The sequence below is a fragment of the Brevibacillus sp. WF146 genome (assembly GCF_001673705.2).
Lineage (GTDB): Bacteria > Bacillota > Bacilli > Brevibacillales > Brevibacillaceae > Brevibacillus > Brevibacillus thermoruber.
Genome location: NZ_CP109943.1, coordinates 519,187 through 535,579, shown reverse-complemented (window position 1 = coordinate 535,579; position 16,393 = coordinate 519,187). Strand labels below are relative to the sequence as shown.

Sequence of the window (16,393 nt, the reverse complement as noted above, 5' to 3'; positions counted from 1 at the left end):
CACTCCTTGGAAAACAGCATGAAGGTCTTCATCATACAATTCCCTTTTTTCACAAAATATCCTGCCGTTCCGGGCGAACCGATTTTTACCTTCCCTCGGGCCGATGAGCCGCCGCATAGACCAGTTCGTACGTGACGGGAATGCCCTCCGCTCCGCCAAAGCGGCTCCGGTACGCCTCCATCATTTCCGTCAGCAGCCGCCGCTGTCCCAACCCGGCGCTGTCCGAAGCCGGACCGGTGCTGGCGCCGACCCCCTTGACCGCGTGCAAAAACGAGCGCACGTCCGGATAGTGGAGCCGCACCTCCCGGGTACGTATGCGCACGCCGGCAAAACCGGCCCGATCCAGCATCGCTCGCCACTCGTCCGGCGTGCAGAATGACAGCCCGTGCCGCTGCGGCTCCCGCCGGAGCTTGCGGTAGGCCGCCGCGAACGAGTCGTGCAGTTCCCAAAACGTCCGCGGCCCAAAGGTGGCAAAGCGCAGCGAGCCGCCCGGCCGCAAGAGCCGGTACAGTCCCTCCACCGTCCTCTCCGGCTGCCGCAGCCATTGAAAACAGGCGCTGGAGACGATCAGATCGGCCCACTGCTCCGCCTGCTGCCAGACCCACTCCTCGACGTCGGCCAGCACAAACCGGCACGTCTGCCCGGTCGGGCCAAGGCGTCGCCGCGCCGCTTCCAGCATGCCCGGCGCGATGTCCAGCGCCAGGTACTCCGCGCTGGCGCAGCGGCCGCTGAGCAGGCTGGTCAAACCGCCCGTTCCGCAGCCGACTTCCACCACCCGGCGAACCGACTCCGCCGCCGGCGGCATCTCAGCCTCCAGCGCTGCCGCCAGTTCCGTCGCCATCTCCCGCTGCACCAGGGCGTACCGGTCGTAGGTGTCGGCCTTTTCACTGAACCGTCTGCTAACTGCTGCTTTCCACACCGTGTTCCACCATCCTTTTGATCGCCTCCGCCACCGCCTGACGATGGACGAGCGGCAGCGCGTGGCCGCCCCCGTCGATTGCCTCCAGCCGGGCTGCCGGTATCCTCGCGGCCAATTCCTCCCCTGCCGCGAACGGGCAGATCCCGTCGGCCGTCCCGTGAATCACCAGCGTCGGGCAGGTGATGCTCCCGAGAAGCGGACGGAGGTCTTCCTCGCGCAGGTAGGACAGTCCGGCCGCGAGTGTCGACAGGGGCCATGCGTCGCAAAAAGAGACGGACGGATCGGCACGGTCACGCTGCCGCTCCTCCGCCGTACACATCGACTGCCAAAACGTCCGCATCACGCCCGTCCGATCCGCGTACAGCGCCCGCTCCATCCGCTGCACCTGCGCGTCCAGCCAGCCGAGCCGCCGCTCCTCGCGGGGACGGACAAACCGCGCCGTCGTGCCGATCAAGACGAGCCCCACGGCCAATCCCTCGGCCGCCAGCCGCTGCGCCAGCATCCCGCCCTGCGACCAGCCGACCGCGATCAGCGGCAGGGAAGCAGTCGATAAGGCCGCCTGCCGGGCGATCTCGTAAAACGCTTCAGGCCGGTCCGCCCTGGACAGGTCGGGGACGGCGTGCTCACACTCCGGAAACTGGCTGCGCATGCCGCGCCACGCCTCGTCGGACATCCCCCACCCGTTCAGCCACAGCATCGCCGCCTTCATCCCGTCTCCTCCTCCCGGGCTGCCGCAGCGAACTGCATCTGCCGAATAACCTCCTCCAGCTCCTCACGCGTATGCGTCGCCATCAGGGAAAAGCGGATGCGGGCGGTGCCTTCCGGTACGGTCGGGGGGCGGATGGCGACGGCGGCGATTCCCCGCTCCTCCAGACGTTGACTCAACCGGAGCGCCTGCCTGTTGTCGCCGACGATCCACGGAATGATCGGCGAGTCGCCCTCCCCGACCGCAAAACCGCACGCCCGCAGCCGCCGGCGAAACCAGGCGCTGTTTTCCCTGAGCCGGGTGCGGCGCCAGCCTTCCTCCTGCACCACTTCCAGCGCCTTGCGGACGGCGGCCACCACCATCGGCGGCAGCCCGGTGGAGTAGATCAGCGGGCGCGTCTTCGTGACCAGGTAGTCGATCAGCACGCGGTCGGCGCAGACGTAGGCCCCGTACACGCCAAACGCCTTGCTGAACGTGCCCATGATCACATCCACCTGGTCGTGCAGTCCCAGTTCGTGACACAGCCCCTCCCCCCTTCTGCCTCTCACGCCGCCGGCATGGGCCTCGTCCACCATCAGCATCGCGCCGTAGCGCGCTTTGAGCTCCACCAGTTCGCGCAGCGGCGCCGCATCTCCGTCCATGGAAAAGACGGCATCGGTGACGATCAGGGCGCGGCGGTGTCCGGCGTGCTTTTTCAACAGGTGCTCCAGGTGCTCCGGATCGTTGTGGCGGTAGCGGTAATGGCGGGCGCGGCTGAGAATGATGCCGTCGACGATGCTCGCGTGGTTCAGCCGGTCGCTGAACACCGCGTCCTCCCGCCCGACCAGCGCGGCGATTACCCCCAGATTGGCCATGTAGCCGTTGGCGAAGACCAGGGCCGCTTCCCGCTTCTTCCATTCGGCCAGACGTTCTTCCAGATCGGCATACCAGCGGTGATTGCCGCAAATCAACCGGGAGGCGGCCGCTCCCGCTCCCCATTGTTCCGCCGCCTGACGGGCGGCATCGGCGATCCGGGGATCGCCCGCCAGGCCCAGGTAGTCGTTGGAGGAGAGGTTCAACAGCCTCCTGCCGCCAACCGTCAGCCATTTGCCCCCTTCCTCCCCGCGGTCGTCCACGATGCGCAGGCACCGGTTCAGGGACTGCTGCCGGAGCGCGTCCAGCTCCGCTTCCATCCAGTCGCAACGGCCGGTTCTGTTCATCCGCCTCACTCCTGCAGCGCGCAGCGCTCAATCTCGAAGCCGAGATCTTCTATCATCTGATGGTCGGTCGTAATCTCCTGGCCGGGCGTGGTCAGGTAATCGCCGACGAAAATGGAGTTGGCCGCGTACAGGGCCAGCGGCTGCAGGGTCCGCAGGTTGACCTCGCGCCCGCCGGCGACGCGGATTTCCTTGGTCGGACAGACAAACCGGAACAGCGCCAGCACCTTGAGCGCACGCAGGGCCGGCGTTCGCCCGTATCCTTCCAGCGGCGTGCCGGGGATCGCGTTGAGGAAATTGACCGGGATGGAATCGGCGTCCAGCTCGCGCAGCGCATACGCCATCTCGACGATCTCCTCGTCGCTTTCTCCCATCCCGATGATCACCCCGGAGCAGGGGGACATCCCCGACTGCTTCACGGTTTCCACCGTTTCCACGCGCTGATCGTAGGTATGGGTCGACGTGATGTTGCTATAGTTGGCGCGGCTGGTATTCAGGTTGTGGTTGTAGCGGTGGACGCCCGCCTCCGCCAGCCGGGCCGCCTGTTCCCCGCTCAACAGGCCGAGACACGCGCAGATTTTCAGCGGCATGGTGGCGCGAATCTCCCTGACGGCCTCGATCACCTGCTCCAGTTCCTTGTCCGTGGGGCCCCGTCCGGAGGCGACGATGCAGTAGGTGCCGGCCTTGCGGTTCAGCGCCTCACGCGCTCCCGCCAGGAGGGTCTCCTTGTCCAGCAGCGTGTACTTTTGGATCGGCGCGCTGGAGACGATCGACTGCGAACAGTAGCCGCAGTCTTCGGGACACAGCCCGCTCTTGGCGTTGATAATCATGTTCAGCTTTACCTTTTTCCCGTAGTAGCGCTTTCGAACGCGAAAAGCGGCGTGCATGAGCGGCAGGATGTCGTCATCGTCCGCCCGCAGCACGGACAGCGCCTCCTCCCGCGACAGCCCCTCCCCGGCCAGCGCTTTTTCCGCGTAATCCGTCCAGTTGACGGCCGTCCCCACTCGATTCATCGGCAACCCTCTCCTTTTTGCAGCATGCTTTTCTCCACCCAGCCGCGAATGCGCTCCACATCTGCGTGGCGGCGTATCGCCTCGATCACACCGGCCCGGGTAACGTTCCCTTCCAACCAGGGAATCTGCCCGAGCACGGGCACATCGCCGAATCGTTCAATCATGGCCGCGTTGCTTTCCACGCTCCGGTCGCCGTCGCCCGTGCGGCAGCCGTTCAGGATGACCCCCGCCACCGTGATGCCCCGCTGTCTGGCGTACTCCACCGACAGCAGCGTGTGGTTGATCGTCCCCAGACCGGCGCGGCCCACGAGCAAAAGCGGCATGCCGAGGCGGGCGGCCAGATCAATCATCATTTCGTTCCTCGTCAAGGGAACCGCCAATCCGCCCGCGCCTTCCACCAGCAGCGCATCGTGCCGACGTTTGAGCGGCTGACCGGACGAGATGATCCGCTCCAGGGAAAGGCTGACGCCCGCCGCCTCGGCGGCAAGCAGCGGGGTCAGCGGCGCGGGAAAGGAAAACGGGGCGATCTCGTCACAGGCGTCGGCTACGCCCGAAAGCGTGCGCAGGCGGTACGAATCCCGCTCTTCTTCCGTTTCTCCCCCCGATTGGACCGGCTTCCATACCCCCAGATCCAGGCCGTCCTCGCGCAGGGCGGCGGCCAGTCCGCCCGTCACAACGGTTTTCCCCACCTCGGTGTCGGTGCCGGCGACGAACAAGCCGGCGAAGCATCCGTCTACCATCCGTGTCACGCTCCTTTGACCGCGGCTGCCGCGGTTACGTCCTCGATCGATTCCGCCAGAATGCCCACCATCTCCGCCAGTTCGTCCTCCGTGCTGACCAGCGGCGGGATCAGCACGACGACGTTCCCCAGCGGCCGGGTCAGCAGCCCGTTTTCCCGCGCCCGTCGGCAGACCCGGACGCCGATCCGCTCATCCCAGTGATACGGCTCTTTGGTCTGTTTGTCCCGCACCAGTTCGATGCCGACCATAAATCCTTTTTGCCGCACCTCTCCCACGTGGGCAAAATCGGACAGCGGTGCCAGCAGCTTCGCCAGGCGGCGCGATTTTTCCGCCACCCCCTCGACGATCCGCCGCTCTTCCATCAGACGCAAGTTGGCCAGGGCGACAGCGCAGCCGAGCGGATTGCCGGTGTAGGAGTGACCGTGGAAAAACGTCTTCTGCTCCTCGTAGTCGGCGTAAAAGGCGTCGTACACCCGGTCCGTGGTCAGCGTCGCGGCAACCGGCAGATAGCCGCCGGTAATCCCTTTCGCTACCGCCATGATGTCCGGCGTCACGCCTTCGTGCTCGCAGGCGAACATCCTGCCGGTGCGGCCGAAACCGGTAGCCACTTCGTCGGCGATCAGCAGCACGCCGTAAGCCCGGGCCATATCGGCCATCTGCTTCAGGCAGCCGTCGGGCATGATGATCATCCCGCTCGCCCCCTGGACGATCGGCTCCACGATCAGCGCGGCGATCTCGTCCGCCTTCTCGTCCAGCAGCCGCTCCAGACAGGCAAGCGTCTCTTCGGCGGCGGACCGCTCTCCCTCGTGACGATACGGATAGGGGTACGGGATCGTATACGAGGAAAAGAGCAGCGGCCGGTACACCTCGTGGTACAGCGGAATCGCCCCGACGCTGACGGCGCCGATCGTATCCCCGTGATAGGCGTTGTTCATGGTGATAAAGGAACGCTTGCCGGTGACGCCGATGTTCTGCCAGTACTGAAACGCCATTTTCAAGGCGATCTCCACGGCGGTCGCCCCGCTGTCGGAGTAGAACACCTTGGTCAAGCCGTCGGGCGCGATGCGGACAAGCTGCTCCGCCAGCAAGATGGACGGCACATTGGCCATGCCCAGCAGGGTGGAGTGCGCCACCTGCTCCAACTGCTCGACAATCGCCCGGTTCAGCTCCGGCACGTTGTGGCCGTGAACGTTCAGCCAGACGGACGAAAACCCGTCGTAATAGGCCTTGCCGTTCACGTCAATCAGCTTGATCCCCTCGCCCCGCGCGATGATCAGCGGGTCTTCCGCCACGTAGTCCTTCATTTGCGTGAACGGATGCCAGAGGTACTGCTTGTTTTTTCGGGCCAATTCTTCGTAGGTATGCGTATGCGACAACCCGGTCCCCTCCTTCGGCACAAATATTCGGAAAACGATTTGTTAACCACAATTGTATTTTAGTTAACAAATTTCCGCAAAGGATTTTTGGGGACCCCCCCAAAAACAGGACAAAAGACCGGGCTTCTTCCCTCGGGAAGAACTCGGTCTTTCGTCGAAATTCGAACTTTTATTTTTTCTGCAGAATCCGGTACAGCGCCACGACGCAAACCGCACGGGTGGTCGGCTTGTTCGGCTCAAACCTGCTGCCGACCGGGTCGATCAGCCCCAGCCCGACGATGTTGGTAATCGACGAAGCAGCCCAGGCGGGCCATGCCTGCTTGTCGGAGAGCGCCTTGGCCGTCGTCCCCTTTTGTTTCAGCACGCGGTCGAGGATCACGGCCGCTTCCGCCCGGGTCACCGGTTGGTCGGGACGGAACGTCTTGTCCGGGTACCCTTTGACCAGCCCTTTGGAGAGCGCCACCTGCACCGCCCCCTGCGCGTACGCCGGGATTTTGTCCTTGAAGGTGAGCTTCGGCGAGGACGGCAGCTCCCACTCGAACGTCCGGGCCAGCAGCGTGACAAACTGGGCGCGGGTCAGCGGGACCTCGGGGCCGAACGTGGTTTCCGTCAGCCCCTTGACCAAGCCTTTTTGCGCCATGTAGGTGATTTCCGCCTTTGCCGGGTGGTTGGCGATGTCCGTGAAGGCGACGCCGCCTCCGTCCAGGTAGTACGGGATGTACGTGCCGTAGGCGTTCACTTCGTACACCCACTGCCCCTTCGCGTTGACGGTGCCGGGGATCTGGTCAAACGTCTTGTTTGCCTCGTTCACGTACAGCAGGCCCACGCCTTTGCCCGGCAGCCACTGCTTCGGCGTCAGCGTCAGCGTCACCGGCGACGTGGAGATTTGGTCCTGCTGGCCTTCCTTCAAAGCGCCCGGCTTGATGGTAAACGAGTAGTCGGCCGGCACGTAACCGGGGAGCGGCTGCTGCACGATCGAATTGACCTTGATCGAGGCCGACTGCAGGAATGACGCCGTACGCACGAACGAATAGCCGAGGTCCAATTCGGCGCCCAGGGAAAGGGTTCCTGGCGTCTCCGGCGCCACGTCCCTGCCGGACGGCTGACTGCCGGCCGTGCTCGGCAGGAGCAGGGAGACCTCGTCGAAGTAAAGCGTTCCCTTGTCGTGCCGGTTGCCGTCATCGGGGCGGTCAACGACGTAGATGCTCTTCAACTTCAGCGGGTAGGCCGCATTGGCCGGGAAGTACCCCTTGACCTGCTTCCATCCGCTCCAGTCGATCGCCTGGGCCAGGTCGACGTAGACGGTCTTGCCGTTGGCGTCGATGACCTCCGCGCGCAGCCAGTGCTTGCTGTTGTCTCCGTACACCCACAGTCCCATGCCGATCGGTTTGCCCGGAATGGTCACCGGTTGGGACCCGACGCGGCCGTAGGCGATGCGCAGTTCGGTCGCCGGAGCGCCGGAGAAGTTGTAGACCAGCTTGGCTGCCTTGCGGGTGCGGAAGACCGGATCGGATACCGCCGTAAACGATCCGCTGTTGCTGATCGAAGCCGGCACGGCCGCATGGTGCATGCCCGTCTGGTTGTCAAAGGTAAGCCACGGCTGCTCAAACTGCCCGACGACGAACGGCACGCTGGTGGTGACGCCGTCGTACGATACGGTCAGCGTCCCGCTGCCCGGCTCTTGTCCCGCGACGAGCTGCAGCTTGTCGTTTACCGTCGCGGCTGCCGAATTGACGCTGGTCTGGACGCTGAGCGGGGTCGCCTGGAGAAGCTGTCCCTTTTTCGTCTTGATCTTCACGTCCAGGGTAAGCGCCTGTCCGGGCGCGATGGTGATCGGATTGGGCGAGACGACGATCTGCTGCACCTCGCTGCCGGAGATGACGTGCACCTCTTTGCTCGACGCCACGCTGCCCACGCGCGCCGTAACCGACACCTGTCCCGAACGGGTCGGGGTGAAGCGCTGGCCGTTAAACGATCCCGCGTCCCCGGCCTCCCAGACGATGGTGGACGGGTTGACTGCGTACGGCTGGTAGTGGGTGTCGTACGCCTTGGTCGTAAACTCCGCCGTTTGGCCGATCAGCATCTCTGCCGGGCCGAAGATCCGGAAGCCGGCCAGTTCTCCCGGCGGCGCCGTGTTGTACACGGCCAGTCCGGTCGGAACCCGCCGTTCCGCGCCGTCTTTTGGCTGGTTGGCCAGGCTGGCGTGCGTTTCACCCAACATGCGCACGGCCATCGTGGTCGAACCGCCGCCATCGAAGTTCACCGCACGCCAGGACCCCAGTTCGGCCATGATTTTGGCCAGTTCATCCAGATAGACGCCTTTGCTCGCGTCCACGGTCACCATGTACAGCGTCTTGCCGTCGCGGGAGACGCCGACAGCGGTGCGGGCGTTGATCGAGAGAATCGATTTGTCGGCCGGGAACGAGGACAGCGCTTTGCCCTGATCGACCAACAGCACGTTTCCGCCCACTGCTTGCACCCAGTCCTGATTGAGCGGTGTCGTCTGGTACTCGACGGTCGCCCTTGACCCCACCGGGAAGTTTTGCTTCAGGAAGTTGGCCGCCGCGCCGTGTCCCCACAGCACGTAGCCGTTGTACGGTATGTAAAAGCCGGGTTGGTTGACGCGCACTTCCTTGGCCACGTTGTCCACAAACAGCACTTCGACGACGTCCTTGTAGCCGGGAATGGCGCCGAGGCTGGTCTTGCCGAACGCCGGCGTATACAGGTTCAACTGGTTCTCGTGACTTTTCCGCCCTTCGCTGGGATTGTATTCTTCCTTGTTGAGCCCCTGCAGCGGAAACGAATTGCCGTTTTGTGCCGTCACTTTTCCGGTAAAGCCGAATTTTTCGATGGCCGCGTTTTTGTCGCTGGTAATCCCCAGACTGTACCAGTAGGAGATGTGCCCCATCGACGAGATCAACTGCTTGTCCTTCATGACAATGCCAAACGGCGCGCCCCGTTTGGTCATGTTGAAGAAGTCGGCGTTGATGGCCGCAATGGCGCCGGTCTCCCGGGCCATCTGGGTAACCGTCTGCCGCTCGGTCAGCTTGCCGTTGGTGCCGTAGACCGGCTTGACCTCCACGTAGGGATTGTTCAGGTCCACCTTGGTCACCATAACGGTGATCTGCTGGCCTCCGAACGACTTCGTATATTTCTGCAACGTGGTCCCTTCCCCGATCGGGGTCTCCCACATCATCTGCAAGGCGCTTGTTTCCGCCCTCGCCTGTGCCACTTGGACCGCAACCGGCGCAAACGGAACAAAAGCTCCCCACGCTACCGCAGCAGCCGTGAGAAGCGAGACAACCTTCCGCCCTCTCATGTTGGTAACTCCTCTCCTATCTCTCTTGTTTCATACTGTCTCAGCTACATAATAGACGCGCGAGAAAGCGGATAGTTTCATATTTTGGGGCACATTCTTTGCTGGAAATACTGACCATCGGGGAAACCTGCCGCACCGCCCGTTTTAGCGGACAGCAAAAAGGAGGCGTTTCATCAACGCCTCCTTTGCGATCGCGAAAACGGTGTGTGGGTGAGCAGTCCCCCGGCGTCAGGAGCCAGGACGGAACGGTGCCGGCCGCTCCGCTCTGCGTCCGAAGTGGTGCAAAATCGCCTCGACGATCCGGCGGGAAGCCTCCCCGTCTCCGTACGGATTGGCGGCGCGGGCCATGGCGTCGTACGCGTCGGCATCGCGCAGCAGATGATCGGCCATGGCGTACACCTGGTCCTCGTCGGTTCCGGCCAGCTTCAGCGTGCCGGCCGCGATTCCTTCCGGCCGCTCCGTCGTGTCGCGCAGCACCAGCACCGGCACGCCCAGCGAAGGCGCCTCCTCCTGGACGCCGCCGGAATCGGTCAGAATCAGGTGGGCGCGGCGGGCAAAGTTGTGGAAGTCAAAGGCGTCGAGCGGTTCGATCAGGTGAATGCGCTCGTGTCCCCCCAGCACGTCCTGCGCCACTTCCTGCACAGCCGGGTTGAGGTGGACCGGATAGACGACGGCAATGTCGCCATGTTCATCGACCAGCCGTCTGACCGCGCGGAAAATCCGGCGCATCGGCTCGCCCAGGTTCTCCCGCCGATGGGCGGTCATCAGCACCATTTTCCGGCCGGCCACGCGCTCCAACACGGGATGGGTGTAATCGTCGCGGACGGTTGTTTTCAGCGCGTCAATGGCCGTGTTGCCGGTGATGTAAATCGCCTCTTCCGGCTTGTTTTCACGCCGCAGGTTCTCCGCCGCCCCCTCGGTCGGCGCAAAGTGCAGGTCGGCCATCACGCCCGTGAGCTGCCGGTTCATCTCCTCCGGGAAGGGGGAGTACTTGTCCCACGTGCGCAGGCCCGCTTCCACGTGGCCGATCGCCACCTGGTTGTAAAACGCCGCCAGGCTGGCGACAAAGGTGGTGGTCGTATCGCCGTGCACCAGAACGATGTCCGGCTTGACTTCCTTCATCACGCCATCCAGCTCTTCCAGGGCGCGGGTGGTAATCTGCACCAGCGTTTGCCGGTCTTTCATGATATTCAAGTCGATGTCCGGCCGGATGTCAAAGATCTCCAGCACCTGGTCCAGCATCTGCCGGTGCTGGGCGGTCACGCAGACAATCGACTCGATCTGGTCCCCATGCTTGTTCAGTTCGTGCACGAGCGGCGCCATCTTGATGGCTTCCGGCCGCGTGCCGAATACGGTCATCACTTTCAGCTTCTTCATCGGATTCCCTCTCCTACTTCGTCCCAAACAGGCGGTCGCCTGCGTCGCCCAGGCCCGGCACGATATAGCCGTGATCGTTCAGATACTCGTCGATGGCGGCGACGTAGATGTCCACGTCCGGATGCTCGTCCTGCACCAGCTTGATGCCCTCCGGCGCGGCGATCAGACACATCAGCTTCATGTTTTTCGCCCCGCGCTTTTTCAGGGCGGTAATGGCCGCTGCGGCGGACCCCCCTGTCGCCAGCATCGGGTCGATGACAATCAGTTCACGCTCGGCGATGTCGGACGGAAGTTTCACGTAGTATTCCACCGGCTGCAGCGTTTCCGGGTCGCGGTACAGGCCGACGTGGCCCACCTTGGCGGCGGGAATCAGTTTCAGCAAACCGTCCACCATGCCCAGACCGGCCCGCAAAATCGGCACCAGCCCCACCTTTTTGCCGGAAATGACGCGAGCTTTACAGGTCGCCACCGGCGTTTCGATGGTCGTCTCCTCCAAGGGCATGTCGCGGGTAATCTCATATCCCATCAAGGTTGCCACTTCGTCTACCAGTTCGCGAAATTCCTTGGTCCCCGTGTTCTTGTCACGGATATAGGTCAGCTTATGCTGGATCAGCGGGTGGTCAAACACGTATACGCGGCTCATGCATGTTCCTCCGTTTCCCTATCAATACATCCTTATCATCATAGCGAAGGAGCGTGTCCACGTCAATTTGCCCAATCTTCACGATCTTCCCCCTCTTCACGGCCATCCCCCGGCCGGCCGCGGCGTTCCCGCCAAGCGAACAAAAACAGACCTCACGGATCGCTCCATGAGGTCTGCTTCCATTTTTTAATCCCGCCGCCGACGGGGCTGTCAGATCGTCAGCCCTTCGTACATCGGAAAGCGCTGGCACAGGGCAGCGACGCGTTGGCGCGCCTCTTCGTGCTTGGCCGCGTCTTCCGGATGCTTCAGGGTGAGCGCGATAATCGACGCCACTTCCTTCATCGCCTCTTCGTCGAAGCCGCGGCTGGTGACCGCCGGCGTTCCCATGCGGACGCCGCTGGTGACGAACGGGCTTTCCGGATCGTACGGAATCGTGTTTTTGTTGGTGGTGATGTTCACTTCGTCCAGCAGGTGCTCCGCCACTTTTCCGGTCAAGCCGAGGTTGCGCACGTCAACCAGCACCAGGTGGTTGTCCGTGCCGCCGGAGACCAGCGTCAGCCCTTCCGCTTTCAGCGCTTCGGCAAAAGCCTGGGCGTTGTTGATGATCTGCTGCGCGTACGCTTTGAATTCAGGCTGCAGCGCTTCGCCGAATGCGACTGCCTTGGCCGCGATCACGTGCATCAGCGGACCGCCCTGCACGCCCGGGAATACCGATTTGTCGATCGCCTTGGCAAACTCTTCCTTGCAGAGAATCAGGCCGCCGCGGGGACCGCGCAGGGTTTTGTGGGTCGTGGAGGTGACAAAGTGCGCATACGGCACCGGATTGGGGTGGAGTCCCGCCGCCACGAGACCGGCGATGTGGGCCATGTCCACCATGAAATACGCGCCGACCTCGTCGGCAATTTCGCGGAACTTGGCAAAGTCGATCGTGCGCGGGTACGCGCTGGCGCCGGCGACGATCAGCTTCGGCTTGTGCTCCAGTGCCTTGGCGCGGACGTCGTCGTAGTTGATCAGGTGGGTATCCTTGTCCACGCCGTACTCCACGAAGTTGTACAGCGTGCCGGAGAAGTTGACCGGGCTGCCGTGCGTCAGGTGTCCGCCGTGGGAGAGGTTCATGCCGAGCACGGTGTCGCCCGGTTTCAGGATGGTAAAGTAGACCGCCATGTTGGCCTGCGCCCCGGAGTGAGGCTGCACGTTGGCGTGCTCCGCCCCGAACAGCTCCTTGACGCGGTCACGGGCGATGTTTTCCGCGATGTCCACATACTCGCAGCCGCCGTAGTAGCGGCGGCCCGGGTAGCCTTCCGCGTACTTGTTGGTCAGAACCGTGCCCATCGCTTCCATCACGGCGCGGCTGACAAAGTTTTCGGACGCGATCAGTTCAATCTTGTCGCGCTGCCTGCCCAGCTCCAGTCGAATCGCTTCCGCCACCTGCGGATCCTGCTTGCGCAAAAACTCTAGCATGGTTTGTCTCCTCCTCTTTACACTCAGGGATATTGGTAGGAATACCGCTTGCCCGACCTAGGTACAGCTCTCCGACGACGGTGTTCGTTTGTAGACCGCCCGCGCTCCGCCGATCAGCTTGGGCCGCGTCCGCGCTGCGGTGACATGGGCTTCGCCCACCGTCCGGCAGGAGGGGCGAATGGGGACGGCCACGTGTCTCAGGTGCATCCCGATCAGCGTGTCGCCAATGTCGATGCCGGCGTGGGCGCGAACGTGCTCCACCACGACGGGATCGGCCATGTGGGCGTACGCGTGCGCCGCCATCGAACCGCCCGCCTGCGGCACGGGGACGACCGTCACTTCTTCCAGACCGTAGCGCTCCTGCGTCTCCCGCTCCACGACCAGCGCTCTGTTCAAATGTTCACAACATTGAAAAGCCAGCGCAAAACCGCGTTTTTCCTGAACGGCGCGAATGCCCCGGTAAATGGCGTCCGCCACCTCCCGGCTGCCCGCTTTGCCGATCTGCTTGCCCAGCACCTCACTGGTGCTGCAGCCGATGACGAGAAGCTGGCCCGGCCGCAGCTCGGCCAACTCCGCCACTTCAGAGACGAGCGCGCTCACCTGCCGTTCGATTGCGAGCATGTCCACCTTACTTCACTCCCGCATGTTTGGCTTCAATCGCTGCAATTTTTTCCACGCGGCGCGCGTGACGCCCTCCCTGGAACTCCGTCTCCAGCCAGATTTTGACGATGTCCAGCGCCAGCCCCGGACCAATCACCCGTTCGCCCAAGGCCAGTACGTTGGAGTCGTTGTGCTCGCGGGTCGCCCGCGCGGAAAACGTGTCGTGCACCAGTGCGCAGCGGATGCCGGGCACCTTGTTGGCTGCGATCGACATGCCAATGCCTGTCCCGCATACCAGGATGCCGCGGTCAAATTCCCCGGCCGCCACTTTTTCCGCCACCGGCAGCGCGTAGTCGGGATAATCGACCGAATCTCCGCAGGTGCAGCCGAAGTCTTCAAAGGAAATGTTCATCGAGGTCAGCAGCCCCTTGATTTCCTCCTTCAGTTTGTACCCGCCGTGATCGGCGCCAATCGCCACTTTCATCCTGCCATCCCTCGCTTGTGTCGTGATCTTCTGCCATTATACATCAGAATCCGCATCGTAAAAAGTGAACATTTTTTAGTGGGAAACAAAAAATGTTCGCCCTATCATGCAAAAGAAGGCCCTGGCCCACTGCCAGCACCTCATCCCTTCACAATATGCGCCGCAACGTCAGCCTGTGAACTTGTCAAACAGCCGGTCCAGCGACTCTTCGATTTCCTCCGCGCATCGGCGGTAGTCCTCCACCGTACCGCCAAACGGGTCGGCGATGTCGCTCATCCCTTCCACGCCGACAAATTCCCGCAGTGTGAACACTTTTTCCGCGGCACCGGGAAACATGCCCTGAATCATCGCCTTGTGGCCCTGCGTCATGGTCAGGATCAGATCGGCCCAGACCACCATTTCATCGTTCAACCGACGGGCCTGATGATCGTGTTCGATGCCCCGTTCCGCCAGCACCTGCAGGACCTGCGGAGAAGCAGGCTGACCGTCGAACGCGGCCACTCCCGCCGAACGGACTTCCCACTGGCCGTCCGCCGCCTTGGCCCTGAACAGCGCCTCCGCCATCGGACTGCGGCAGGTGTTTCCCGTACAGACAAACAAAATTCTCTTCACGTGTCTCTCCCCCTTTCCGGCGGCGCTGCTGCCTGAACAACCTTCCCGGCGAGCGATTTCAGGATGGCCCGGGAGTTTCCGCGCACCCGCCCGTTTGCCGCTGCCGCCGGCGACCGGCGTCACAGCATGAATTTCAGACCAAAACCAAGCAAAATCAGTCCACCTAATACTTCGCTGTACTCGCCCAGCCATCCTCCCATCCTTCGCCCGATCATCAGGCCGCAGTACGCCATCATGCCGCCCATGACGCCAAACAAGGTGACCGCGAGCAGTTTGTTTACCTCCATCAAGCCAAAGGAAAAGCCGACCGTCATCGCGTCCAGGCTGACGCTTATGGCAAACAGCAGCAGTCCCAGTCCTTTCGTGCGCAGAATGCTCTTTTCCTCGCCCTGCACAAACCCGTTCCACAGCATATGCGCGCCGATGGCCATCAGTACCGCACCGCCGATAAACACCGCAATATCCCCGACCAACTCGGACAAATACACCCCGACGGCGATCCCCACGAGGGGCATGGCTACGTGGAACAACCCGATGGTGATGCTGACTTTGACGATTTCTCTGAGGCGCATGCCCACCATCCCCACGCCCACCCCCAGCGAAAACGCGTCCATGCTCAGGGCAAAGGCAATCACCAGCAGGGTTAAAAATTGTCCCCAATGAAATATGGTCAGGTCCACGCCGCTCCCCCTCCTGTCTCTTCACCTTATGCGGACAAGAGGGAGTTTAGACGTTTACACGGACAGAATTCGTCCGCCCGCCGCTTTTTCCAGACGGTTCATGACCGCCATTCCCAAGCCGGAGCGGGAAAACGTTTCCCCGACGATAAACTGTACCTGCCGCTCGTCGAACTGCCGCAGCACCGCGTACAGCCGTTGCGCCACTTCACCCGGTTCCGCCCGCGATCCGACGGAGAGAACGACGTCGGCTTCGGGACATTCCCGCCAATACGGAGCCGCCTCCGCGCTGGCCAGCACTCCGGTGCGCAGCCCGCGGCGCTTGGCCTCGGCGAGCATATCGCTCATTTTTTCCCGGACGCGCGGCTCTTCTCCTTCGACAAGCCACATCTCGCCCTCCGGTGCGTAGTGGGCGTACTTCATGCCGGGCGAGCGCGGCGTTTCCGCCGAACCGGCGGAGAAGGCAGGGTCCAGCTTCACGGGGCCGATCACCGCTTCCAACTGCTCGCGGGTGACGCCTCCCGGACGCAGGATGATCGGCGGCTCCACCGTAACGTCGATGACCGTCGATTCCACCCCGACACCGGTGGGACCGCCGTCCAGCACGCCGGCGATGCGGCCGTCCAGGTCGGCCAGGACGTGCGCGGCCGTCGTGGGGCTGGGGCGGCCCGAACGGTTGGCGCTGGGCGCGGCCACCGGCACGCCGGCCTGGCGGATGAGCGCCAGCGCGGCGGGATGGTTCGGCATCCGCACGCCGACCGTGTCCAGCCCGGCAGTCACCAGCGAGGCCACCCGGTCCGTCTTGGGCAGGATCAGCGTCAACGGTCCGGGCCAAAACGCGTCCATCAGCCGGCGGGCCTTCTCCGGCACCGCTTCGGCAACCGTCTGCAGTTGTGCTTCGTCGGCAATGTGGACAATCAGCGGGTTGTCGCCGGGTCTCCCTTTTGCCAGAAATATTTTTTCCACAGCGTCGTCCGACAATGCATTCGCCCCCAACCCGTACACGGTTTCCGTGGGAAAGGCGACGACCTCCCCGTCGCGGAGCAGGTGGGCGGCATCCACAATCTGTGAACAACCCTGCCAATTTTCCACAGCGTTCTCCACATGGTTATTCACAGTCCATAGCTTTGTTACCCGATGCTGTTCCATCTTGGCGAATATCCTTTCCTTATGCTCGTTTCACAACAATTTGTGCCTTTAGTATAGAGGTGATGATACAAGTTTTCAACAGGCTGTGGGTAACCTGTGAATAAGTTTCTCTTTTTTCAGA

At 62.9% G+C, this 16,393-nt stretch carries 15 protein-coding genes; all 15 read right to left on the bottom strand.

Annotated elements, in window-relative coordinates; translation table 11 throughout:
- Nucleotides 1-85 precede the first annotated feature (85 nt).
- The gene (gene bioC / locus A6764_RS02700; protein ID WP_264622386.1) at nucleotides 86-919 is read right to left on the bottom strand and encodes a malonyl-ACP O-methyltransferase BioC; all 834 of its coding nucleotides are present in this window, start codon (nucleotides 917-919) and stop codon (nucleotides 86-88) included.
- Entirely contained in the window at nucleotides 900-1,628 is a 729-nt protein-coding gene (locus tag A6764_RS02695) for an alpha/beta fold hydrolase (protein WP_264622385.1), read from the bottom strand. The genes bioC and A6764_RS02695 overlap by 20 nt, the downstream gene beginning before the upstream one ends.
- On the bottom strand, nucleotides 1,625-2,824 hold the full coding sequence (bioF, locus tag A6764_RS02690) for an 8-amino-7-oxononanoate synthase (RefSeq protein ID WP_065067436.1): 1,200 nt from the start codon (nucleotides 2,822-2,824) through the stop codon (nucleotides 1,625-1,627). Before bioF ends, A6764_RS02695 begins: the two co-directional genes overlap by 4 nt.
- A 5-nt stretch (nucleotides 2,825-2,829) precedes the next feature.
- A complete protein-coding gene (gene bioB / locus A6764_RS02685) occupies nucleotides 2,830-3,834 on the bottom strand; it encodes a biotin synthase BioB (RefSeq protein ID WP_029100379.1) in 1,005 nt (334 codons plus the stop codon).
- Nucleotides 3,831-4,574 (bottom strand): dethiobiotin synthase, encoded by a 744-nt coding sequence (bioD, locus tag A6764_RS02680; protein ID WP_065067437.1) that lies wholly within the window; start codon nucleotides 4,572-4,574, stop codon nucleotides 3,831-3,833. The genes bioB and bioD overlap by 4 nt, the downstream gene beginning before the upstream one ends.
- A gap of 5 nt (nucleotides 4,575-4,579) precedes the next feature.
- Nucleotides 4,580-5,950 (bottom strand): adenosylmethionine--8-amino-7-oxononanoate transaminase, encoded by a 1,371-nt coding sequence (bioA, locus tag A6764_RS02675; protein ID WP_035296108.1) that lies wholly within the window; start codon nucleotides 5,948-5,950, stop codon nucleotides 4,580-4,582.
- A gap of 169 nt (nucleotides 5,951-6,119) precedes the next feature.
- A complete protein-coding gene (locus tag A6764_RS02670; protein ID WP_065067438.1) occupies nucleotides 6,120-9,269 on the bottom strand; it encodes a phosphodiester glycosidase family protein in 3,150 nt (1,049 codons plus the stop codon).
- Nucleotides 9,270-9,497: 228 nt separating this feature from the next.
- Nucleotides 9,498-10,646, bottom strand: a complete 1,149-nt coding sequence (wecB, locus tag A6764_RS02665; RefSeq protein WP_044898627.1) for a non-hydrolyzing UDP-N-acetylglucosamine 2-epimerase — start codon at nucleotides 10,644-10,646, stop codon at nucleotides 9,498-9,500.
- A gap of 13 nt (nucleotides 10,647-10,659) precedes the next feature.
- Nucleotides 10,660-11,289, bottom strand: coding sequence for a uracil phosphoribosyltransferase (upp, locus tag A6764_RS02660; RefSeq protein WP_029100384.1), 630 nt, complete (start codon nucleotides 11,287-11,289; stop codon nucleotides 10,660-10,662).
- Nucleotides 11,290-11,499: 210 nt separating this feature from the next.
- Nucleotides 11,500-12,750 (bottom strand): serine hydroxymethyltransferase, encoded by a 1,251-nt coding sequence (glyA, locus tag A6764_RS02655; protein WP_029100385.1) that lies wholly within the window; start codon nucleotides 12,748-12,750, stop codon nucleotides 11,500-11,502.
- A 57-nt stretch (nucleotides 12,751-12,807) separates the two neighbouring features.
- Nucleotides 12,808-13,377 (bottom strand): TIGR01440 family protein, encoded by a 570-nt coding sequence (locus tag A6764_RS02650; RefSeq protein ID WP_065067439.1) that lies wholly within the window; start codon nucleotides 13,375-13,377, stop codon nucleotides 12,808-12,810.
- A gap of 1 nt (nucleotide 13,378) precedes the next feature.
- A complete protein-coding gene (gene rpiB / locus A6764_RS02645; protein ID WP_029100387.1) occupies nucleotides 13,379-13,834 on the bottom strand; it encodes a ribose 5-phosphate isomerase B in 456 nt (151 codons plus the stop codon).
- A 168-nt stretch (nucleotides 13,835-14,002) separates the two neighbouring features.
- Nucleotides 14,003-14,446 (bottom strand): low molecular weight protein arginine phosphatase, encoded by a 444-nt coding sequence (locus A6764_RS02640; RefSeq protein ID WP_035296117.1) that lies wholly within the window; start codon nucleotides 14,444-14,446, stop codon nucleotides 14,003-14,005.
- Between the two features lie 119 nt (nucleotides 14,447-14,565).
- Complete coding sequence (locus tag A6764_RS02635; protein ID WP_065067440.1) at nucleotides 14,566-15,126, bottom strand: manganese efflux pump MntP; 561 nt, start codon at nucleotides 15,124-15,126, stop codon at nucleotides 14,566-14,568.
- A gap of 54 nt (nucleotides 15,127-15,180) precedes the next feature.
- The gene (locus A6764_RS02630) at nucleotides 15,181-16,272 is read right to left on the bottom strand and encodes an L-threonylcarbamoyladenylate synthase (RefSeq protein WP_264622384.1); all 1,092 of its coding nucleotides are present in this window, start codon (nucleotides 16,270-16,272) and stop codon (nucleotides 15,181-15,183) included.
- Between the last annotated feature and the right edge of the window lie 121 nt (nucleotides 16,273-16,393).

Coding starts and splice junctions, on each gene's coding strand:
- wecB (WP_044898627.1), bottom strand. CDS start 10,646: ATGAAGAAGCTGAAAGTGATGACCGTATTCGGCACGCGGCCGGAAGCC.
- bioB (WP_029100379.1), bottom strand. CDS start 3,834: ATGAATCGAGTGGGGACGGCCGTCAACTGGACGGATTACGCGGAAAAA.
- A6764_RS02695 (WP_264622385.1), bottom strand. CDS start 1,628: ATGAAGGCGGCGATGCTGTGGCTGAACGGGTGGGGGATGTCCGACGAG.
- rpiB (WP_029100387.1), bottom strand. CDS start 13,834: ATGAAAGTGGCGATTGGCGCCGATCACGGCGGGTACAAACTGAAGGAG.
- glyA (WP_029100385.1), bottom strand. CDS start 12,750: ATGCTAGAGTTTTTGCGCAAGCAGGATCCGCAGGTGGCGGAAGCGATT.
- bioD (WP_065067437.1), bottom strand. CDS start 4,574: ATGGTAGACGGATGCTTCGCCGGCTTGTTCGTCGCCGGCACCGACACC.
- A6764_RS02630 (WP_264622384.1), bottom strand. CDS start 16,272: ATGGAACAGCATCGGGTAACAAAGCTATGGACTGTGAATAACCATGTG.
- A6764_RS02670 (WP_065067438.1), bottom strand. CDS start 9,269: ATGAGAGGGCGGAAGGTTGTCTCGCTTCTCACGGCTGCTGCGGTAGCG.
- bioF (WP_065067436.1), bottom strand. CDS start 2,824: ATGAACAGAACCGGCCGTTGCGACTGGATGGAAGCGGAGCTGGACGCG.
- upp (WP_029100384.1), bottom strand. CDS start 11,289: ATGAGCCGCGTATACGTGTTTGACCACCCGCTGATCCAGCATAAGCTG.